At 61.4% G+C, this 21,886-nt stretch carries 19 protein-coding genes; 9 read left to right on the top strand and 10 right to left on the bottom strand.

The window, feature by feature from the left end:
* Positions 1-36: 36 nt before the first annotated feature.
* The 4 genes from QD356_RS06855 to QD356_RS06840 form a co-directional block, all read right to left on the bottom strand.
* Complete coding sequence (locus tag QD356_RS06855) at positions 37-720, bottom strand: hypothetical protein (protein WP_192839265.1); 684 nt, start codon at positions 718-720, stop codon at positions 37-39.
* 175 nt (positions 721-895) lie between these two features.
* Positions 896-1,336, bottom strand: coding sequence for a YkvA family protein (locus tag QD356_RS06850; RefSeq protein ID WP_192839264.1), 441 nt, complete (start codon positions 1,334-1,336; stop codon positions 896-898).
* A gap of 290 nt (positions 1,337-1,626) precedes the next feature.
* Positions 1,627-2,352 carry a pirin family protein gene (locus QD356_RS06845; protein ID WP_192839262.1) on the bottom strand — a complete coding sequence of 242 codons (726 nt, stop codon included), beginning with the start codon at positions 2,350-2,352 and terminating at the stop codon, positions 1,627-1,629.
* Positions 2,353-2,413: 61 nt separating this feature from the next.
* On the bottom strand, positions 2,414-2,866 hold the full coding sequence (locus QD356_RS06840; RefSeq protein WP_192839261.1) for a DoxX family protein: 453 nt from the start codon (positions 2,864-2,866) through the stop codon (positions 2,414-2,416).
* Between the two features lie 131 nt (positions 2,867-2,997).
* Between QD356_RS06840 and QD356_RS06835 the strand changes: the two genes are divergently transcribed.
* Positions 2,998-3,939 carry a LysR substrate-binding domain-containing protein gene (locus QD356_RS06835; protein WP_192839260.1) on the top strand — a complete coding sequence of 314 codons (942 nt, stop codon included), beginning with the start codon at positions 2,998-3,000 and terminating at the stop codon, positions 3,937-3,939.
* A 15-nt stretch (positions 3,940-3,954) separates the two neighbouring features.
* On the opposite strand, the gene tdh is transcribed toward QD356_RS06835, so the two are convergent.
* The 5 genes from tdh to QD356_RS06810 form a co-directional block, all read right to left on the bottom strand.
* Entirely contained in the window at positions 3,955-4,980 is a 1,026-nt protein-coding gene (gene tdh / locus QD356_RS06830) for an L-threonine 3-dehydrogenase (protein ID WP_192839259.1), read from the bottom strand.
* Positions 4,977-6,215, bottom strand: a complete 1,239-nt coding sequence (locus QD356_RS06825) for a glycine C-acetyltransferase (RefSeq protein WP_192839257.1) — start codon at positions 6,213-6,215, stop codon at positions 4,977-4,979. The genes tdh and QD356_RS06825 overlap by 4 nt, the downstream gene beginning before the upstream one ends.
* Positions 6,216-6,486: 271 nt before the next feature.
* Positions 6,487-7,905, bottom strand: coding sequence for a BCCT family transporter (locus tag QD356_RS06820; protein ID WP_192839256.1), 1,419 nt, complete (start codon positions 7,903-7,905; stop codon positions 6,487-6,489).
* Between the two features lie 508 nt (positions 7,906-8,413).
* Positions 8,414-10,111 carry a BCCT family transporter gene (locus QD356_RS06815; protein ID WP_192839254.1) on the bottom strand — a complete coding sequence of 566 codons (1,698 nt, stop codon included), beginning with the start codon at positions 10,109-10,111 and terminating at the stop codon, positions 8,414-8,416.
* A 584-nt stretch (positions 10,112-10,695) separates the two neighbouring features.
* Positions 10,696-12,513 (bottom strand): BCCT family transporter, encoded by a 1,818-nt coding sequence (locus QD356_RS06810; protein ID WP_279877298.1) that lies wholly within the window; start codon positions 12,511-12,513, stop codon positions 10,696-10,698.
* Between the two features lie 539 nt (positions 12,514-13,052).
* Between QD356_RS06810 and QD356_RS06805 the strand changes: the two genes are divergently transcribed.
* The 8 genes from QD356_RS06805 (at position 13,053) to QD356_RS06770 (ending at position 20,646) form a co-directional block, all read left to right on the top strand.
* Entirely contained in the window at positions 13,053-14,009 is a 957-nt protein-coding gene (locus tag QD356_RS06805; RefSeq protein ID WP_054557162.1) for a GlxA family transcriptional regulator, read from the top strand.
* Positions 14,010-14,343: 334 nt separating this feature from the next.
* Positions 14,344-15,387 (top strand): YHYH protein, encoded by a 1,044-nt coding sequence (locus QD356_RS06800; protein WP_192839253.1) that lies wholly within the window; start codon positions 14,344-14,346, stop codon positions 15,385-15,387.
* Between the two features lie 149 nt (positions 15,388-15,536).
* Positions 15,537-15,887: a hypothetical protein gene (locus tag QD356_RS06795; protein ID WP_191237206.1), complete on the top strand. Its 351-nt coding sequence runs from the start codon at positions 15,537-15,539 to the stop codon at positions 15,885-15,887.
* Positions 15,888-16,115: 228 nt separating this feature from the next.
* On the top strand, positions 16,116-17,207 hold the full coding sequence (locus tag QD356_RS06790; protein WP_192839251.1) for a YHYH protein: 1,092 nt from the start codon (positions 16,116-16,118) through the stop codon (positions 17,205-17,207).
* Between the two features lie 158 nt (positions 17,208-17,365).
* Positions 17,366-17,986 (top strand): HupE/UreJ family protein, encoded by a 621-nt coding sequence (locus tag QD356_RS06785; protein ID WP_192839249.1) that lies wholly within the window; start codon positions 17,366-17,368, stop codon positions 17,984-17,986.
* Entirely contained in the window at positions 17,983-18,534 is a 552-nt protein-coding gene (locus tag QD356_RS06780; RefSeq protein ID WP_192839248.1) for a hypothetical protein, read from the top strand. The genes QD356_RS06785 and QD356_RS06780 overlap by 4 nt, the downstream gene beginning before the upstream one ends.
* A 261-nt stretch (positions 18,535-18,795) precedes the next feature.
* Complete coding sequence (locus QD356_RS06775; protein ID WP_192839246.1) at positions 18,796-19,407, top strand: hypothetical protein; 612 nt, start codon at positions 18,796-18,798, stop codon at positions 19,405-19,407.
* Positions 19,408-19,740: 333 nt separating this feature from the next.
* On the top strand, positions 19,741-20,646 hold the full coding sequence (locus tag QD356_RS06770) for a hypothetical protein (RefSeq protein ID WP_192839244.1): 906 nt from the start codon (positions 19,741-19,743) through the stop codon (positions 20,644-20,646).
* A gap of 157 nt (positions 20,647-20,803) precedes the next feature.
* Here the strand turns inward: QD356_RS06770 and QD356_RS06765 are convergent, their stop codons facing one another.
* Positions 20,804-21,850: an alpha/beta hydrolase gene (locus tag QD356_RS06765; protein ID WP_192839243.1), complete on the bottom strand. Its 1,047-nt coding sequence runs from the start codon at positions 21,848-21,850 to the stop codon at positions 20,804-20,806.
* Positions 21,851-21,886 lie beyond the last annotated feature (36 nt).

Below are 21,886 nucleotides of genomic sequence, written 5' to 3'. Positions count from 1 at the left end.
CGAGTGATGCCAGTACGTGCTGGATCTGCCTCGCCGTCAGCTATCGCTGAGCACGGCGGCAAGTTCAGGGCTCGGTCGGCTGGCGTTGACGAAGAAGTCATTCATCGTCAGCAGCAGGTATTTCTTCATCATGTTCTGGGCCGGCAGGAAGATGCGATCACCGAAGTCGAAGTTGCCTGCCTGGTGTGGCACGGAGTCCTGAACGGCGTAATCCTTGCTGAACAGCAACTGCTCGTTCTTGTCGTAGAGACGATACTGGACATCGAAATCGGCAATGATATCGAAATCTTCATTGGCGACACCGAAGGTCAGCAGATTCTTGGTCAGGTTCTGGGCGATCAGGTAATCAAGATAGACAGGGCCACGATTCTCATGGGCCTGGATTTCCACCTGCAGGCGGTAGTCGCTGGCACGTGCATCATGGGTGATGCGCGAAGACGCGGGCAGTTGCTCACGCAGCAATTGATTGAAGTGGGTCATCGCCGGTGAACAGGCGCGCGACAGCTTGATGTTGCCCAGTGGTTGCATGGCCTGTTGGGCTGCGCCGGAAAACAGGTTGGCCTGTGGCTGGCTGTAATAGACGTCGGAATAGAACACCTTGTGCTGGTAGGCCTGCGCCTCCACCGGTGTGACCTTCGGGACATCGATCTGCGCGCGCGACACGCAGCCGGCCATCACCATGAGGGCAATGCCCGCGCTAGCGAGTTTCATCAATGGCATGGGCATACGAGTGACGGGCATATGACGAATTCTCGGGCGTGGCGAAGTTGTCGCTCACCGTAACATGCGCATGTGACAAGGCTAAACACGGGCCAGACAACGCCTTTCAACCATTGTTAACTTTTGTTGAATATTGTTGCATTTGTATATGTGAAGACTCGCAAGAGGCGCCAGTTCAATCGAACCAGCGCTTGAGCGTCGTCTCCGCGCGCGCGGAATGTTCCGGTTTGATATGCGCGGCGACGATGGCGACGGCACCCGCCATCAGCGTCAGGTCATCGGTGTAGCCAAGCAGTGGCGTGAAGTCGGGCAGACCATCAATGGGCGAGATGAAATAGCCCAGCGCCCCATAGATGGTGGTGCGCGCCCAGAGAGGCGTATCGGGGTCCTGGGCGGCGAAATACATGCGAAATGCAGGGTTGAGCACGCGCTTGCCGGCCTTTCTGGCGGCGCCGCTCACCTTGCGCCAGAAGCCGGCCTCAGAGTAGTCCTCGGCATGGGCGTCGAGGGCCTCCTGGTGGGGGCGGCTGCCATCGCCCGTCTGCGCTAGTGGATCCGGTGCTGGCAGCCTGAGTGTCTCAGGCGGCTCGGCGGCGATGATCGTCTCATTCGTCATGGCGCTGTCTCCGTCATCTGAAGGTGTCGGCAATGGCTGCCAGTCTCATACCCTGCGCTGCAGACCTTACTTTACCATGTGACTTTGCGCGGGTTGCGTCGTTCCATGGTTCGCTCCGGGAATTGCTCCGTGAGTCACTTCGGCAATCGCTCCCTGTGTCGTGCTGTGGAGCGCTTCGTGAATCGCTGCGTGCTGGCAATGACAGACAGAAAGACGCCGCCTCACCCGTATCGACTGGGCAAGGAGGCGGCGTCTTTTTTGGCGATCAGGAATTGGTCAGCATCAACGGCTCAGGCGGGCAGGTCGAACAGCAGGGCATGCAGTCGGTGGGCATCGCTCAGCACGAGTCGTGATGCCTGATCCAGCGTCACGGCGTCGCCTGCGCCCAGCGAGACACCTTGCGCATCGTCCCCGCTCAAGCGCGTGGACCCGTCGATCACGTGCAGATAGTAGCGGCGCTCGCTGTCCAGTGGCAGCTCCAGTGCTGCGCGCTGCTCGTCATCCCCTTGCAGGGCGATGCGATACATCCGGGCATCCTGATTGATGGCCAGCACCCCAGGCGCGGCTTGCGCCGGTGGTGCGATCAACAGGGTGAGACCGTCGCGGGCGGCGAAGGGCTGCTGCTGATAGCGCGGCGGCAGCCCCTTGGTCTGTGGCGTGATCCAGATCTGCAGAAAGCGCAGTGGCTCGCGGGACGAGGCGTTGTACTCGCTATGCTCGATGCCCGTCCCGGCACTCATCAGCTGGACTTCGCCGACCCCCAGGGTGTGCTGTGAGCCCATGCTGTCGCGGTGCTCGATGTTGCCTGACAGCACATAGCTGATGATTTCCATGTCGCTGTGCGAGTGCGGATCGAAGCCCGCGCCCGGCGCCACGCGGTCATCGTTGATCACGCGCAGCACGGAGACGCCCATGTGAGCCGGGTCGTAGTAGCTGGCGAAGGAGAAACTGTGGCGGCTCTCCAGCCAGGCGAACCTGGCATGGCCGCGCGCATTGCCGGGACGTAACGTGAGCATGGCAACCTCCTGAGACTGTGCGGGCGCGCATTGAGTGATGAATAGCCAGCCTTCAGCAGGCTTATGAATCGTGCCTGGCCGGGCTCAGCAGGCGGTCGAGTGACAGCTTGCCGCCGCCGGTGATCGCCAGGCTCGCCGCGATGGTCAGCAGTGCCAGCGCGTATTCGTAGCCGTTGTTGCTCGCGAACAGACCATTGCCGATATGCACGGTCAGGATGGCGACCAGCATGGTGAAGGCCAGCACGGCAGCCGCCGGGCGCGTCAGCAGGCCGATCAGGATCGCCAGTCCGCCGAAGAACTCGCCGCTACCGGATAGCAGCGCCATCAGGTAGCCCGGCTCGATACCGATGGAGGCCATCCACTGACCGGTGCCTGCCAGACCGTAGCCGCCGAAGGCGCCGAACAGTTTCTGTGAACCGTGGGCCATGAAGATGATGCCGGTCGGGACGCGCAGCACCAGGCTTGCGAGGCTGGAGTCGGTGGTCATCAGGCGAGAGAGGGCGGACTTGAACATGTGTGGCTCCATTGATCAGGGGATATGAGGTCTTTCAGATCAGTGTGTTTGATCGATGGAGCTACTATAGAATGGGGATTATCAAAAAAATAACGGAGGATTCTGGTCTCAATGATCAGAATTTTTGAATCATGGTCTCACCCATCACACTCGACGCCCTGCGCGTGCTGGATGCCATCGAGCGGCGGGGCAGTTTCGCCGCGGCCGCCGAGACATTGCATCGCGTGCCCTCGGCGATTTCCTATTCGGTCCAGAAGCTGGAGGAAGAGCTGGGCGTGCCGCTGTTCGATCGCTCGCGTCGCAAGGCCGAGCTGACCGATGCGGGCCACCTGGTGCTGGCGCATGGGCGGCGCATTCTGTTGGCCACCGAGGAGATGACGGCGCTGGCGCGTCAGGCGGGAGCCGGCTGGGAGGTCGAGCTGCGTATCTGCGTCGATACCATTCTTGATCCGGAGGCGCTCTATCCGCTGTTGGAGGAGTTCCAGGCCATCCAGCCGCGCACGCGGGTGGTATTGAGTGAGGAGGTGATGGCGGGTGCCTGGGATGCGCTGCATGACAATCGCTGTGATCTCGTGATCGGCGCGCCCGGCGAGCCACCGGTGTCGGGGCTTGCGTGCCGGCGGTTCGGCGCAATAGAACCGGTCTTCGCCGTGGCGGCAGATCATCCGCTGACCCGGCTGGCGCAGCCGATTGCCATCGAGGCGCTGCAGGAGTATCCCACCGTGATCGTGGCGGACAGTTCGCGCAGTCTGCCCGGCCATTCTTCCGGCTTGCTGGATGGCCGCAGCCAGATCATCGTCAAGACCACGGCGCAGAAGATCGAGGTCCAGCGCAAGGGGCTGGGAGTCGGCTATCTGCCGCGGCATCGGATCCATCGCCATCTGGAGGAGGGCAGTCTGGCACTGCTGCAGCTGGAGACGGCGCGCGCGCCGATCGATCTCTCGCTTGCCTGGCGCAGTGGCCGTCAGGGCAAGGCGCTCAAATGGTTCCTCGAGCGCCTTGCCGCCCCCGGCATGGGCGAGGCCTTCGGCCTGTTGCCACGCGAGGCGGCGACTGACTTGCGTGGAGACTGAGCCGAGCAGACGCCCTCAGCCCCAGTCGAGCACCACCTTGCCCGACTGACCGGAGCCCATGATCTCGAAGCCCTGCTGGAAGTCTGCGACGCCCAGGCGATGGGTGATGATGGGCGAAAGATCCAGCCCTGACTGGATCAGGCTGGCCATCTTGTACCAGGTCTCGAACATCTCGCGGCCATAGATGCCCTTGATGGTCAGCCCCTTGAAGATGACCTTGGTCCAGTCGATGGCCATCTCGCCGGGCGGAATGCCCAGCATGGCGATCTTGCCGCCATGATTGATGACATCGAGCATCTGCTCGACGGCGGAGGGCACGCCGGACATTTCCAGCACCACATCGAAGCCCTCATGCATGTCGAGCTCCGCCATCACCTCCTGCAGGGATTCGCGGCTGACATTGACGGTGCGCGTCGCGCCCATCTGCTCGGCGAGTGCCAGTCGATAGTCATTCACGTCGGTGATCACCACGTGGCGAGCCCCGATATGGCGGATGACCGCCGCCGCCATGATGCCGATGGGCCCGGCACCGGTGATCAACACGTCCTCGCCGACCACATCGAACGCCAGCGCCGTATGCACGGCATTGCCGAAGGGGTCGAAGATGGCCGCCAGGTCATCGCTGATCTCATCCGGCAGCTTGAAGAGGTTGTAGGCGGGCAGAGCGAGATATTCGGCGAAGGCGCCGGGGCGGTTGACGCCCACGCCCTCGGTATTGCGGCACAGATGGCGACGCCCCGCGCGGCAGTTTCGGCAATGGCCGCAGGTGATGTGGCCTTCGCCCGAGACACGGTCGCCGATCTCATAGCCGCGCACCTCGCTGCCCAGTGCGACGATTTCCCCCGCATACTCATGACCGGTGACCATCGGCACCGGCACGGTCGCCTGAGACCACTCATCCCACTGATAGATGTGCATGTCCGTGCCGCAGATCGCGGTCTTGCGGATCTTGATCAGCACATCGTTGTGGCCGATTTCCGGCACGGCCGTCTCGGTCATCCAGATGCCGGGTTCGGCCTTGAGCTTGGCCAGCGCCTTCATGCATCACCTCCCGGCGTGGAGTCGATCACGCCCATCTCGCGGCCGATACGCGTGAAGGCGGCAATGGCCGTCTCGATCTGCTCCGGGGTATGTGCCGCCGAGATCTGGGTGCGAATGCGCGCCTGTCCCTTGGGCACCACCGGGTAGGAAAACCCGATCACGTAGATGCCGGCCTCCAGCAGGCGATTGGCGAAGTCGCCCGCCAGGCGTGCATCGCCGATCATCACCGGAATGATGGCGTGACCGGCACCCGCGAGGGTGAAGCCGGCCTCCTGCATGCCACGACGAAAGCGTTCGACGTTCTCCCAAAGCTTTCGGCGCGCCTCGTCGCTGTCCTCGACCTTGTCCAGCGCCTTGAGGGTCGCCGCCACGATGGGCGGTGCCAGCGAGTTGGAGAACAGATAAGGGCGCGAGCGCTGGCGCAGCCACTCGACGATGGGCCCGCGCGCGGCCGTCACGCCGCCCGAGGCCCCGCCCAGCGCCTTGCCGAAGGTCGTGGTGATGATGTCGATCTGGTCCATCACGTCATGGTATTCGTGGCTGCCACGCCCGTTGGCCCCCACGAAGCCGGTGGCGTGGGAGTCATCCACCATCACCAGCGCATCGTAGCGTCTGGCGAGCTCGCAGATGCCCTTGAGATTGGCGATCACGCCATCCATCGAGAAGACACCATCGGTGGCGATCAGCTTGAAGCGTGCACCGGCGGCGTCCGCCTCCTTGAGACGGGCCTCGAGTTCGCGCATGTCATTGTTGGCATAGCGATAGCGGCTTGCCTTGCACAGACGCACGCCATCGATGATGGAGGCGTGATTGAGCGCATCGGAAATGATGGCGTCTTCAGGGCCGAAGAGTGTCTCGAACAGGCCGCCATTGGCGTCGAAACACGAGGAATAGAGGATGGCATCGTCCATGCCGAGAAAGGCTGCGAGGCGTTTTTCCAGCACGCGATGCTGATGATGAGTGCCGCAAATGAAGCGCACCGAGGCCATGCCGAAGCCGTCACGCTCCAGCGCCTGTTGCGCGGCCGCGATCAGCTCGGGGCTATCGGCCAGGCCCAGATAGTTGTTGGCGCAGAAGTTGATCACCTCCGACCCTTGCCCCTCGTGTTCATCACCGCCCGCGACCCGCAGGCTGGCACGCTGGGGCGAGGTGATCTCGCGCTCCTGCTTGTAGAGACCTTCTTCATGCAGCTCATTGATCTGACGGCTGAGGTGGTCGTGGAAACTGGCTGGCATGCGTCGCTCCTGTGGTCCGTCACACTGTCGGGTGTCACCGCTGGGCTCGGTCTGCTTGAGCCGTCTTGTTCGCAGAGACGGTCAACCTGTTACTGACAGCATAGTGGTCTGCCAGAGCGTATGCCGACAAGGGGCGGGTGTGCGTCGGGGGAGGGAAAAGGTCTGCATCAGATGTGACACGGCCCTGCACCTCGTTAGAGGGCAGGGGCGTTGTGTTGGACAGACTGCATCGCATCAGTGCGCGCTGCGACGCGTCTCACGCCATGGCGGTTCAGCGCTGGGTGAGTGGCGCCGCTGCCGGGATGGCGCGGGTGGCGCGATCACGGCGTACGCGGATCACGAAGGCGATCACCAGCGCGAAGATACCGAAGGCGACCGGGATGGCGGCGACCGAGATCAGGCTCAGCAGGGTCTTGTAGACATCGCCGCCCAGCCAGCTGACCACGACGGCCAGTGCCGCCATGGAGACGATCCAGAAGGCGCGTGAGCGTTTGACGGTCAGCATCTCGCATACCAGGCCCGCGGAGTCGGCGCTGGTGATGAAGAACAGCAGGATGTTGAGCGTCAGGATGAGGGACAGCAGGCCGCTGCTGTCGATGGTGTCGATCAGCTTGAACACATCATCGACTCCCAGGCTCAGGCTGCCGAGCCCGAAGACCACGAACCACAGGCACGAGAACAGGGTCGGCACCAGCATCACGCCCAGCACCATGCCACGCAGGGTGCGGCCCTTGGAAATGCGGGCGATGAAGACGCCGGTGAAGATGAACCAGCCATACCAGGCCGCCTCGAAGGCATACAGCCAGTCTGCCAGCCATGTCTTGCGCTCCGGATCGCCCAGGCCGATATCGGTGGCCATCGCGGGGTACTTGAGCAGGTATTCCGGCACCAGGCGCACGAAGGTGGAGAGGATATCGCCGGGCACGGTCAGCACCAGCACGCCGAGCATCAGGATGATCGCGAACAGGGTGTTGTAGTTGCTCAGCCACTTGATGCCGCGCTTGAGGCCCGAGGCGGAGGAGATGATGGCGCACACGGCCAGCACGCAGATGATCAGGGTCGGGCTGAATTCGATGCCGACCAGCTTGACCAGCCCCTGCTGGATCGGGGTGGTCGCGTAGGTGAAGGACAGCGACAGGCCGATGACGGTGGAAACGACGAGGCTTACCAGGTTCAGCTTGCTCCACAGGCCGTTGCCCAGCAGTTCTTCGGCGGGCTTGGCCATCTTCATGTTATACATGGCGTGGGCGAAGAGCGCGCCGATGGCCAGATAACCGGCCCAGGCCAGCAGGCCCCAGTGATTGAAGGCGTTGAGCAGCGCCATGTCGGTGCTCAGGCCGGCATCGGTGTGATATTTGGGTTCCAGCACGCCCCAGGTGAGCAGGCCAATGCCCATGCCGGTGGCGAACAGCATGCCCATCCAGCTCAGGGTATGGAATTCAGGGTCGCCTTCGCCGAAGCGCAGCTTGCCCAGCGGGGTAAAGCAGACCACGACCAGCAGCAGCGAGACGGCAAAGGCCGGCCAAGTGAACAGGAAGCCGAAGTTGCCGATCACCGAGCCCTTGATCAGGTCGAGACTGGCCAGAAATCCTTCGGGAAACAGGGCGGCGGCACCGATCAGCAGCGCGATCACGCAGACGGTCGCGATCGAGGTCAGGTATTGCTCCTTGCCACAGGCCGAGTTTCCCATTCCGCAGATGTCGTCAGCGGAGTGCGCGTTCTGTTGTTCATGATTTGACTGTTCAGAGACGGACTGTTCAGACGCGGACTGTTCAGAAGCAGGCTGTGCAGAGGGCGAGTGGTGGGTCATTGTGCGAGTCCTGATGTTGTTATTGTCGTGGCAGGCAACGTGATGCGGGGATGAGGTGACGCGTTGAAGAGGCCGATGCTGAGCTCCTGTGAATGGCAAGGACCTCATAAGACTATCCGTACTGGGTAAGCAGTTTTGGATATGCACGACAACTAATTGGCTTGTTGCGACATGATGGCCCACTCCAGCGCGATATCGGCAGGCGCAAGCGTGATGTGTTGCCCCACGCGACTCGCCGAGCCGCCCCTGTGACGGGATGGCTCGGCGAGTGGGGGTTGGCAGGACCGCTCTGGCAGAGCATGTCATGCCAGTGAGGCTTCATGTGGGGACTGACACAGGTTCAGGCTCAGTCTCAGTCTCAGTCTCAGTCTCAGCCTCAGCCTCAAGCTCAGGCCTGGCTTCTGTCCGGCTTCGGCTTGCCGAGTTTCATGAGCGCGATGCCGGATTCCTGACATAGCGCTACCAAGAGGCCCAGCGTCATCGCCACGATCACGAAGCTCATCGGCAGGGCGGCGGCCATCAGGATGGTCTGCAGCGCCTTGAGCCCGCCCGCCATCAGCAGCGTACCGGCCACCAGCCCGATGCAGATGCCCCAGAAGATGCGGTGGCGCGCCAGCGGTTCTTCATCGCCCAGCGACAGGATGGTCGTGACCACCAGGGTGCTGGAATCCGAGCTGGTCACGAACCAGCTGATCAACAGGAAGATCAGCAGAGACGACAGGATGACGCTCAGCACGCTGTTGCCCGCTAGGGCATCGGCGGTGGCGAACAGCGCTTCGGGCAGATTCCAGTTGCGCACCAGCGTCATCAGCTCGCCGCTGCCGGCCCCCATGCTGGCCGTCAGCTCCTGATACAGGCCGGTGCCGCCGAACAGCGCCTGCCAGATGAAGATGATCAGCGGCGGCGCGATCAGCACGCCCAGAATGAATTCACGCAGGGTGCGGCCCTTGGAGATGCGGGCGATGAACAACCCGATGAACGGCGCCCACGCCAGCCACCAGGCCCAGTAGAAGATGGTCCAGCCGACCTGCCAGCTGTTTTCTCCCGCGGTCTCGGCGACCCACAGCCCCATCGGCACCACATCGCGCAGATAGGCCAGCAGCGTCTCGCCGAACAGCGAGATCAGCCACAGCGTCGGGCCGCCGATCAGGAAGCTGCCGACCACGAGGACCGACACGCCGATGTTCAGTTCGGAGATGAAGCGAATCCCGCGCTTGATGCCGGAGACCGCCGAGGCGATGGAGATCGCACTGATCGCGACGATCAGCACCAGCTGGGTGCCGATGCCGGCATCCAGACCGGTGAGGCGATTGAGGCCCACCGCGATCTGGCTGACGCCCAGCCCCAGCGAGGTGGCGATACCGAACACGCAGCCCAGCACGCCCATGATGTCGACGGCATGGCCGATCGGGCCGTAGATGCGATCACCGATCAGCGGATAGAGCGCGGAACGCAGCGCCAGCGGCAGTTTCTTGCGATAGGCGAAGTAGGCCAGTGTCATGCCGACCATGCCGTAGATTGCCCAACCATGCAGGCCCCAGTGGAAGAAGGCCACCTTGAGCGCCTCGACGGCGCGGGCGTGATCCATGGCGGTCGCGCCGGCCAGATCCGCGTGCGGGTTATTGGGGTAACCGAAGCCACCGGAATTGTCGAAATAGAACATCGGCTCGGCGACACCGAAGAACAGCACGCCGATGCCGACACCTGCCGAGAGCAACATCGAGATCCAGGTGAAGCGCGAGAATTCCGGCGCGCTGTCCTTGGGACCGAGGCGCAGGCTGCCCCACGGCGAACACACCAGTACCAGCGACAGGGCGATCATCGCGACCACCAGCACCAGGTAGTAGGTGCCGAAGGTATGTTCGATCCAGCTGCGCGCGGCACCGAAGATGGTGGCCGCCCCATCGGGTGAGAGACCGGCCCCGACGACGAACGCCAGCAACAGGCCGGCCGAGGTCAGGGTCATGCCCTTGTGCATGCCCTTGAGCGGGCCACTGGTTTCCACCTGGATATGTGCCGTGAGGACATTGTTCTGCGAAGGGGGTGGTGCGGGATCACCGAGTGGATCATGGTCTGTCGCTGCCATGAGAAGACTCCTGAATTGTTGTAGTTGTTGTGTGAGCTGTCGTTCTAATGCTGTTCGAGTTGTCGTTCTAATTGCTGTTTGAGCGTCGCTCCTGCTGCAGCCTGAGTGCCTTGAGGCCTTGAGTGCGAAAGCGGTAGGGGCTAAGCCAGTGGCTAAAGTGGGGGATGGGGTTCTCGATCAGGCCAAGGCCGGGGGTGGCCAATCTCGAGAGCGCAAAGAGCGTCATGCGTGCCTGGCTGGGCGCTTTTGCTGTCTGCCTCCTGTCAGCAGCGCAACCGGCTGTCAGGCCGAGGGTTGCGCCTTTCCAGACTAGTCAGGTGCGGTGTGGGGACGTTGGAGGCAAGCGACGCCTGCTTGCCACAACACGACGTGAAGAGCATGCAAAAGACGCCAGAAATGACAATGCCCGCTCAGGTGTTGGCCTGAGCGGGCATTGATGACGCCATGGTCACGTGATTCTGATGCTGTGGTCAGACATACAGATCAATGAGGCTGTGATTCCGGAGCAAGTGCCGAGAGCGCCACGCTGCCTTCTCTACGCTTGGATCATGGAGTCCTGCGTCACGAAATCACTGCCAGAGGCCTTAGCCCGCGTTGGTCTGGCTGACCGCTCGCGGCGTGGCTTGCGGGCCGGTCTTCGGCTGACGACGCGACGTGATCATGCTGCGTGATTCATCGACCAGCGCGACCAGCAGGCCAAGCGTCATGGCGAGGATCACGAAGCTGACCGGCAGGGCGGCAGCCATCAAGACCGTCTGCAGCGCCTTGAGCCCGCCTGCCATCAGCAGTACCGCCGCGACGGAGCCGATGCAGACACCCCAGAAGATGCGGTGACGCGGCAGCGGGTCTTCATCGCCCATCGACAGGATGGTGGTGATGACCAGAGTGCTGGAGTCGGAGCTGGTCACGAACCAGCTGATCAGCAGGAAGATCAGCAGTGACGTCAGCACGGTGCTGAGAATGTCATTGCTCACCAGCGCATCGGCGGTGGCGAACAGTGCCTCTGGCAGATTCCAATCGCGAATCATGCCCATCAGCTGGCCGGTGCCCGGGCCCATGGCCGCGTTCAGTTCCTGATGCAGCGCGGTGCCGCCAAACAGGGTCTGCCAGATGAAGATGATCAGCGGCGGGGCAATCAGCACGCCAAGGATGAACTCACGCAGGGTGCGGCCCTTGGAGATACGCGCGATGAACAGGCCGATGAACGGCGCCCATGCCAGCCACCAGGCCCAGTAGAAGATGGTCCAGGCATCCTGCCAGTCGCGCTCGACCGGCGTGCTCGCGACCCACAGCCCCATGGGGATGACGTCACGCACGTAGGAGACGACCGTCTCCCCGAACATGCTGATCAGCCACAGGGTCGGGCCACCGATCAGGAAGCTGCCGACCACGATGACGGACACGCCGACATTCAGCTCGGAAATGATGCGGATGCCGCGCTGGACGCCGGAGACCGCCGAGGCGATGGAGATGATGCTGATGATCGCGATCAGCACGACCTGGGTGCCGATACCCGAGTCGATACCGGTCAGGCGGTTGAGGCCGACGGCGATCTGACTGACGCCCAGCCCCAGCGAGGTGGCGATACCGAACACGCAGCCCAGCACGCCCATGATGTCGACGGCATGGCCGATGGGGCCGTAGATGCGGTCACCGATCAGCGGATAGAGCGCGGAGCGCAGTGCCAGCGGCAGATTGCGGCGATAGGCGAAGTAGGCCAGCGTCATGCCGACGATGACGTAGACCGCCCAGCCGTGCAGGCCCCAGTGGAAGAAGGCTTGCTTGAGGGCGTCGACGGCGCGGGCGTGATCCATCGCCATATGGCCGGCGAGGTCTGCGTGCGGATTGTTGGGATAGCCGAAGCCGCCGGAGTTGTCGAAGTAGAACATCGGTTCGGCGACGCCGAAGAACAGGATGCCGATCCCGACGCCTGCCGAGAGCAGCATCGAGATCCAGGTGAAGCGCGAGAATTCGGGGCGGCTATCCGGCGCGCCCAGGCGTAGCTTGCCCCAGGGGGAGAAGACGAGGGCAATGCACAGGCCGATCAGACCGACGATGGTCACCAGGTAATAGGTGCCGAAGGTGGATTCGATCCAGGCGCGCGCGGCGCCGAACAGGCTGGAGGACAGCTCGGGAGCCAGGCCGGTGGCGAGAACGAAAAGCAGCAGCAGGCCGGCGGAGGTCAGGGTCATGCCCTTGTGCATGCCCTTGAGCGGGCCGGAGGTCTCGACGCGCAGGCTCAGGTCCGGCGAATGGTAGCGCTGAGAACCGACGACTGCCGCGGCGCTGCCGTCAGAGGTGGTGTTGTTAGCGGTGGCGTTTTTGGTACTGGCGTTTTTGGTACTGGCGTTTTTGGTACTGGAATTGTCAGGTGAGGCGGGGTCAGGCTGAGGTGGGGTCACGCAATATCTCCTGTTCGAGCTGGTCGTAGGGCCAGCGTTCCCTGTCGCGGTCACGGCGGAATGACCGTTCATCTGTCGCGAAAAATTGTTGTCGATAAGGCAACGAGATGAAGACGTGAATGCTTGTCGAGAGGCGCGGGATGACGCTAACTCCCTCAAAGCATTACAATATATTATGAATGGAATTGATTTTGATGGCTACAGCTTCTGGAAAATTGGCTGTGTCGCAAGAGCGTGTTCGCCAGCGGGCCCATTCGGTCACGCAGACGCATTGGCGACGGCTATCAAGCAGGGGTGTCGCGGCTGTCTGAGAGATAGAAATCATGCAATGATATTATTGACGTGATGCGACCATTGATTGCCTGTATGCGACAATATTGGCCATCTGTGGGACGCTTTCGGGATAACATTCCGGCGATGCAGGGGCGTGAGCGGAGCCTGCACCCCGGACGCTTGCCCTCACAACGTCATTGACGCTGCTTGCGCTCAGCCGCCGGGCAGGACGGATTCACTTTCTCACTCTCTGGAGCCACTGCACGATGCGACTCGATTACATCGGCCCGCTACCGGAAACCATCGGGTTTCTCTTGCTGCCACGCTTCTCGATGATGGCGTTCTTCGCGGCCGTGGAGCCTCTGCGCATCGCCAATCGCATCAGTGGCAAGCCGCTGTTTCGCTGGCTGCTCATCAGTGAGGATGGCCAGCCGGTCACGTCTTCCAGTGGCATGACGCTGGTCGCCGACCACAGCATTCTCGATATTCGCTCCCTGCCTTCGCTGGCGGTATGCAGTGGTTTCGAGCCCGAGGCGCACCTCAATCGCGCCTTGACGGGCTGGCTGCATCGTCTCGATGGAGGAGGCTGTGTGCTGGGCGGCCTGGATACCGGCTGTTTCCTGCTGGCGGCGGCAGGACTGCTGGACGGCGAGCGGGTCACGCTGCACTGGGAAAGCCTGCCGGCGTTTCGTGAGCGCTTCCCGACCATCAGTACCTCGGATGAGCTGTTCGAGCTGGGCGCGCGGCGCTTTTCCTGTGCCGGTGGGGCAGCCGCGATGGACATGGCGCTGGATGTGATTGCCCGCCGACACGGTACGGCGCTGGCGGTGGATGTCTCGGAGCAGCTGGTACACGACCGCATGCGCACGCGGACGGACCAGCAGCGCATGACGTTGGCGCGCCGCCTGGGCACCCACAAGCGCCAGCTGGTGGATGCGGTCGCCCTGATGGAGCAGAACCTGGACACCCCCTTGTCGCTGGAGGAGCTGGCGAAGCGCTGTCGCGTCTCGCTGCGCCAGTTGCAGCGCCTGTTCGAGCAGGAGCTGTCGACCTCGCCGCGGGCCTGGTACCTGCGGCTGCGCCTGGAGCGGGCGCGGCATCTGCTCAAGGAAACCGACCTCGATATTCTCTCGGTCGGGCTGTCGAGCGGCTTTACCTCCAGCTCCAGCTTCTCGCGTGCCTACCGCAACCACTTCGGGCATTCCCCACGCCAGACGCGCTGAGGTCTGGCCAAGGGCGCTGCTTTCAACACAAGGGCGCTGCTTTCAACAATTGCTGCAAGTTCGTGCGCCACCTTGCGTGCGTTCGGCTCTCACCACTGGCTTTTGTCGGTGGTCCTCATGCGGCTGTCATACCCGCGTGTCAAAAACGTGATCTGATGGGAAAGGCTGACAGAACGAGGGTATCCACGCCTTGAGATGCCATGCTGTCGGGCAGGGTGCGTCTTGTGCTGGAGGAAGTACGAGGTTTCAGCCGGCGTTTGCCGCGGGTGAGTGACAGATGCGTGTGGCCTGCAGAGGCATGAGAGCGACTTTCGCAATGACAAGGGGATGGGGAATGAAGCATCTGACAAGCAAGCTGCTATTGGGGAGCGCCATCGCCTTGATGGCCTCCACGACCGCCGTGGCCCACGGCACCGACACGAGCGAGCGCCTGGCAACTATCAAGACGATGTTCGATGCCGACAGCGTCGTGGCAGGCCCCGAGGTGGTGGATTGCACGCTTTCCGGCGGCACCGAGACCCAATGCTTCAGCATCACGCTCAAGAACTCGCTGGCCGCCGACGAGATGGGCCCCTGGTGCCCGGGCAATATCTCGGACACTGCTGATGAGGGCGGTATCTGGGTGCGTGACGGCACGCAATACGACGTGGATGGTGCCTTCATCGAGAATCTGGCCACCTTCTATGATGACCCCGAGTGGCAGCTGTTCGATGAGGACACCGGCAAGGTTCACGTCACGGATACCAGGACCGCGTGTGATCAGGCGGCGCGGCCGGATGTGGCCGAGGAGTACAACAACTACTGCGTGGAATGCCGCACGGAATACATGGAAGAGGTCGTCGAGACCACCTTTGTGCTGCCCTTGGTGCCTGTCGCCCGTCAGGATGAGGCGACAGGGCGCACGCCAGGCCCGCGGGGCATCGCCTTCAATGGTGTCAGATTCGACGCCGCAGCGCCGCAGGATGCGATTCTCGCTGCCCATACTCTGGCCCCGTTCGACGATTGCGGGGGGCATGTGAATCTGCACGTGGGCTATCACTACCACGGTGCCAATGGCTGTAGCCCCAAGCAGGAGAAAGCGGAAGCGGATGCCCCGATGATCGGCTTCGCGATGGACGGTTACCCGATTCTGGCCAGGCTGACCGGTGAGGATGCTGAAAAGGCTGAGCTGGATGCCTGCAGCGGTCACGTCGCTCAAGGGATCGGCTATCACTATCACGGCAACAGTGCCGAGAAGAACGAGATTCTGGGCTGCTTCAAGGGCGAGATCGGCTGTGCGCTCGACTCGCCGGATGCGGTCTGCAAGGCAGATGAACGCCCGGCAGGTGGGCCGCCCGAGGGCGGGCCCGAAGGGCAAAAGCCTCACGACGAGGCCTGATGCAGAAGGCTTCTCTTGTGTGCATGGGGGAGCCCTTGTCAGTGCTGGGGTTGCCCCGGGGTGTCGGCGTGGTTGCGGCTTTCTGACATATTGCCTGCACACTCTGGCGGCACCCTGCGTTCATCCGCACGAATACACAAGGAACGAGCATGATGAAGCTTTCTGGTCTCTCTGGCGTGAGTCAGGCCATCGCCCGCAGTGGCGCAATGTTTGCCATTACCGGCGCCCTGCTGGCAGTCAGTGCCGTGAGTGCGGCGCAGCAACCGCCGCGCGGCAAGCCGCCTCAGGAAGCGTTGGAGGCATGTGTCGCCAAGCAGGTGGGAGACCAGTGTCAGATTCAGGTGCAAGGTCAGCAGGATCTGATCCCCGGTCAGTGCATCGCTCCGCCCGAGGGCGGTCCTGGCCCGGGGGCATCAGGTGACGCGCCGGCCGATGGCGGTGAAGGCCTTGCCTGCCTGCCCGAGGGTGCCAAGCCGCCGGGCGGCCCAGCGGAACGCTGAGGCTGAAGGCGCCTGCGCCGCATGCACCGTGAATGCTTCGCCCGCCACTCTGATGATGTTGCATGGAATCAGAGGGCGGGCGTTGCTGTCTGTGGGCTGCCGGTTGTCAGTGCAGTCTTTTGGACTGAAGCGCTCTCTTTTGCATGCGTTCTGGTTGATTCCCCCTTTCTGTCGCGGTGGCACCTTGCGCTTGCCGCGACGTTCAAGCGTCCTGTCAGGAGTCATTGAATGACCATCACACCTCCTCATCGTGCAACTGCCGTGCGGCACAAGGCACGCTTGCCCGCTGCTGTGCTGTCAGCCTCGGTCGCGATGCTGATGGCCGGCGCGGCTCACGCTGAAGTCGTGCCGAGCCAATTCTCCTCGGCCGCACTGGTGAAAGCCCCTGAAACGGTGAGCTGTACGCTGGAAAATGGCACGCAGTCCCAGTGCACCCGTCTGGTGGTCAAGTACAAGCCGGATGGCCTGAAAACCGGCCCGTTCTGCCCGCCGTCTCTGGATGACGAGGGCGGTATCTGGGACTGGGATGGCGAGAACTCGGGCCTCTATCGGCTGGATCGTGCCTTCTTCGAGATGCTCGATACGCTCGGCTTCCATTTCCATGATGACGACGAAACGCTCCACATCATGACGGACCTGAGCAAGAGGCCGGTCGAGGCCAACAACTGCCTCAACGTGGCCGAGGATGAGAGCGTCGAGATGACCGTGCTGCTGCCCCTCGAGCCGGTCGAGGCTGACGAGCCCACACCGCTGGGCACCGTCGCCAAGATCGGCCTCGCCCTGGATGGCGTGCCGATCTTCGCTGACGCCCCGTCAGTGCTGGATACCGGCAACCTGCCGGCGCTGGATACCTGCGGCGGGCATGTCGATCCCGGTGGCTGGTATCACTGGCATGCCACGGCGACCGATATCGACACCCTCTATGACGAGCACGGTGTCGATGCCCACTGTCAGCTGCCACAGAGCCATACCGCCCAGTTCGCCTATGCCTTCGATGGCTATCCGATGTTCGGCACCCAGGACGCCGGCGGCAGCGCCCCGACGGACCTCGACAGCTGCAATGGTCACTTCGGCCCAACCGAGCGCCACCCCGAGGGCGAGTACCACTACCACGCCACCGACGAGTTCCCGAATCTACCCAAGTGCCTCAAGGGCGTGGTCGCCAAGGACAACTTCGTGACCACGGCCAGCATGGGCATCGGCTCGCCGCGCATACCGGGCCAGGGCCCCGGCCCGGGTGGGCCGGAGAAGGACACGTCTGATCGCCCGGAGTCTGATCAGCCGTCAGAGGCCCCGTCTCAGGCATCCAGCGAGCAGTAGAGGCGGCAGCCTGGCCCGCCACCTTGCCGACAGTCACGCGGACTGCCTGAGCACAAGCGCTGCATGAAATAGCGTGCTGTATGAAGAAGCCCTGCGGCCATGCGAAAGACCTGCATTGCCGCGGGGCTTCATGCTTTTCACCGAAGGATTGTTACCTCATGACGTTCACCCGCTTTTCGACGCCGCGACTCACGCGAACAGCCATCTCCCGCCTGGGCCTGTTACTGGTCATGTTCTCCGGGGCTGCGCATGCCCATGTCGATACCGATTCGGTCGGTGGCTTTGCCGCGGGCTTCCTGCATCCTCTGACCGGGCTTGATCACTTCACGGCCATGGTGGCGGTGGGCCTGTGGGGCGTGATTCTGGGGCGGCCCGCCACCTGGCTGCTGCCGGTCGTCTTCCCGATGATCATGGCGCTGGGCAGCGTGGTCGGCATCGTGGGCCTGGCGCTGCCGGGCATCGAGATCGGTATCGCGCTTTCCGCGCTGGTGCTCGGCACCTTCATCGTGTGGCGGGTCGCATTGCCGCTGTGGCTCGCCTGTCTGGTGGTCTCGGTGTTCGCTATCTGTCATGGCTACGCCCACGGGGCGGAATTGCCGCTGGCCTCTGACCCCTTCGCCTTTGCCATCGGCTTCATGTTGGCCACCGGCAGTCTGCATGCCGCCGGTATCGGCGTGGGTGTAGTGGCAGAGCGCTTTCGTCAGGGCGTGTTGCTGCGGGTGTTGGGCGCAGTGACGGCGCTGTTGGGTGTCTACTTCCTGATGGAGGCCTTGGCATGATGATGTGGGATCAATGGCTGTTGGGTGTTCGCGCCGCTACCGGAAGTCCGGTGATTCTTTATCTGCTGCTGACGGCCAGTCTGGTGGGCGTTGCCTGTCAGAGCCGCTTCACGACTGGCGAGTGGCTGCGCGGTGTCCTGCGTCTGATCAATGCCATGGTGCTGGGAATCGTGGTGGCGTTGTACGCACCGGATTACCTGGTGATGGCAGTGGTGGGTTTCGCGATCGTCACGGCCTTGCTGGTGTCGGTTCATCTACCACTGCGCACACTGTGGGGCAGGGCGCTGATGGCGCGTGTCCCGGCAGCGTTGTCGGGGCTGGTGGTCGCCCTGCTGTTCGTCGGTCATGACGTGGCCACTACCCCTGTGGCAATACTGCTCGGCGTAATGACGGCCATACTCCTCATCGTTGTCGCCGGCTGGGGGATTCTTGCACTGGCCGGGCGTTTGCTCCCCGAGTCGGCTTTCGTCATCGCCCAACGCGTGCTGGGCGCCTGGCTGGTCGCCATCGGCGTGATGACCCTGACCTTCATCGTGATGCAGTGGTGAGGCTGGTAAAGATCTATCTATGGACCTTAATCAGTTAATATAGTCAGCTAGTAGTTATTGGATGAGAAATAGATATTTGAAAAAACAAATCTCTTCATGCATAGTATGGTAAATGTAATAAGATCAGCTGTCTTTTAGTTTGGGAAGGCAGTGGGTGAAGCGGTTTTAAGGAGTAAAAGAGGTGCAGGGGGTAAGGTGTTTAAAGGTAGCAAATACTCTTTGAGCTTCTTTGTGGCCTAAAAATTAACTAAAGAGGTTATTTTGAATTCTATCTCGAGCGACTCATGCGATGAAATAGTATTAAGAAATCATGCGAGCTATATTGAGGATGTTGAAAGTGTTATAGAAGCTAATGAGAAGTTGACGAATTTTTGGGGTGATTCTGCAGGTTGGGCGCCTGACTCAGCTTTTGAATTACTGTCAAAATCACGCCTTGACTGGCAAGTGGAGTTATCAGCAACATTGAGGATGTGGAACTTCAAGCATAATGTAGATGGTCAGTTAATTTTAGCTTGGGCAAACTTGGGTGCTTTAATAGAAGGTACGTTAAAGCTATTCTTGTCAGTTTATCGTAATGATTACTCTAAGGACGAAATTAGGGTTAAACGTAATGAAAAGACTATCGATCCTGATACTCTTTCATATGAAAGCTTAAAGCTTTTTTTTAAGAAGAAAGAGATATTGTCTGATAAGTGGATTGAGTATCTAAGTGGTATACAATTGAAAAGAAATGCAATACATGCCTATAAGCACAGAGATATAGGTAGTGTTGAAGATTTTCATAAGAGTGTGTCAATGTATTTAGAGTTCTTGTTCCATATAAATGATTCTCTTCCCTATCCTGAGGGTTATGGTTATCTCTTGGGTGCCTGACTATGCTCTATTTTTTAAGATAGAGTTGAGTTTTTGATTTTACTAATCATCTTGATGATAGTGTAAGTTTTAAGGATTAATGCTTTATTTTTAAGGTGCAAATTTTAGTTTGTAGTTTAAATTGACATGTTTGATGCATGGATATCTTTTGTGGGTGGTGGTGCATCTCTTGCTATTATTTCATTTTAATCTATGTTTTTGTAATAATAAAGTTATGGCTTGTGTTTCGCTGATAAAGAATAATAGTTCAGATCGTTCAAATCTCTTGCATTGCTATCTAATGCCCCCATTGCATGAGGGTGCCCTCAGTAAGCCCCAAGGAATGGAGCGCGTATGCAGTTCATGAAATATGCCAGGCAGTTGGCGCGGAACCCGTTGGGGATCATCGCGTTGTTCATCTCGTTGATCTATGGCTTCGCGAGTCTGCTGCTGAATTCGGCGGCCGAGACGCTGACGGTGGCGGAGCGATGGCCGTTGATCGGTTTCATCGTGGTGTTTCCGCTGCTGGTGCTGGCAGTGTTCTATCGACTCGTGACCCATCATCACGGCAAGTTGTATGCGCCGGGGGATTACGACAAGGACCGCTCCTTCATGCGCACGCTATCGCCAGCCGAGCAGGAGCAGCGTCTGACTCGCGAGGTGCAGGAGTCGCTGGGGGAGAGTGATTGGCAGCAGGGTGGAGCAGACGCCGAGGCTCAGGTATCAGCCGCAGATGAGGATAGCGGGCAGGCCGTCGACGATGCCGATGTCGCGCAGCTGTTGAGCCCTCAGGACGGCGCCGACGAGAAGGCGCCGTTATCGCGTGCCGAGTATCTGGATCATCATCGCCAGCAGATGACCCAGCTGAAGGATGCCGTGCTGCGTCAGATGCAGGAGTCATCCACTGCGGGCGGTGGTTCAAGCGGCGCGGTGACGCGGCATGTGCGTGTTGGCGAGACCGATGCCTGCTTCGATGCGCTGCTCGAGGGAGAAAGTGCCCCCTTCACGTTCATTGAAGTGAAGGTGCTCAAGCACTACGCCAGAGCGCAGACGGTGCTGCAAAGTCTGCTCTACGAGGCGCTGCTGGCGGACCGCACCCTGGAGGCCAATTTCAGGTTGATCGTCGTGGTCGTGCTGACGGACGATTCGTCTCAGGATATGACGCGGGAGCGGCTGGAGCAGGAGTGGCATCAGCGAATCAATCAGTGCCCGGTCGCCATCGAGCTGCGCTTCATGTCACCGGCGAGTCTGAAGACTTAGGCCACGGCTTGACGCTCGAGCGGTCATCACCAGGCCTTTCAGTCCTCGGTTATATCTGTCATCCGCTATGTCTGCACCAGCTATATCTGTCACCAGATGCACAAACGCCCAGTCACGACTTTCGTGGCTGGGCGTTTGTGTATGTGAGGGGCTTGCGCTAGTCCAGGGCGCACAGACGCCGATCGAGGGCTTCACAGAAGGCCTGCCAGGCGTGCTGCATCTCGGGGAGCGCATGATGTGCATGCAGCGCCGCATGCACCATGCCGCTTGCACTGCGATAGCCGACATCGGCACCGCGCCAGCGCCAGACATCCACCGCTGCCTCCAGCGGTTGGGTCAGCGGGTCATGTTCGGCGGCCAGCACTTCGATCTGGCGTGCAGGCGGCTGCTGGGAGTGGGCCGGCGAGGGTGAGTAGCTGGCGGAGCGGTCGCCCTCGGCGACGGTCAGCCACATGCTGACCACTTCATCGCGGCCGAGCAGCGGCGCATCCGAACCCAGCGCGAACTCGTTCTCCTTGGCCAGCACGAAGACCGGGTCCATCGGCGGGTAGATCAGCCCCAGCACATAGCTTGTGGGCTTGTCGGGGGCCGGATGCTCCTGATGATGGGCCGTCTCCATTTCCGCGCCGTGAGTGCCGAGGCTTTGCATGCGCGTGCCCTGCAGGCCGATGTTGGGCATCTCGGTGTCGAGTCGGCGCGCCACATCCATCGCCAGTCGAGCGCCGGCGCTGTCACCGACGATGGCCACCGGTTCGACAGTGGCGGAGAGGTGCTCGATGGTCGCCAGACAATCCGCCAGTGCGTCCTGATAGTTGGCTTCCGGCAGCAGGCGATAATCGACACTGACCACCTCACGCCCCAGCTGGGCGGCCAGGCTGGAGGCGATGCCCTGATGGCTCTCCGGCGAGCCTATCTGCCAGGCCCCGCCGTGCAGAAACACCACCGGTGCCGGCAGGTTGCCATCCGCCTTGTGCGCCACCTCCGGAATGAAGTGGCGCAGGCGCAGCGGCGTTGCCCGGCCGGCGATCTCGACATGATTCTCGTGGGTCGTGACGCCCTCGGCGAGCGGCGCGCCAAGTTGCTGGCACAGTTGTTCATAGCGCTTGCGGGCGTCTGCCAGGGGCATCTCTGCCATTTCATCCATGCCGCGCGCGAAGTCATCGATGAAGGCGCGACAGGTGATGGGGGAAGGCGTCATGGTCATGAATCGGCTCTCGGCGGGTGTCCCAAGACAATAACA

The organism is Cobetia sp. 2AS, assembly GCF_029846355.1.
Taxonomy (GTDB): domain Bacteria; phylum Pseudomonadota; class Gammaproteobacteria; order Pseudomonadales; family Halomonadaceae; genus Cobetia; species Cobetia amphilecti.
This window is presented reverse-complemented; position numbering and strand designations above follow the sequence as displayed.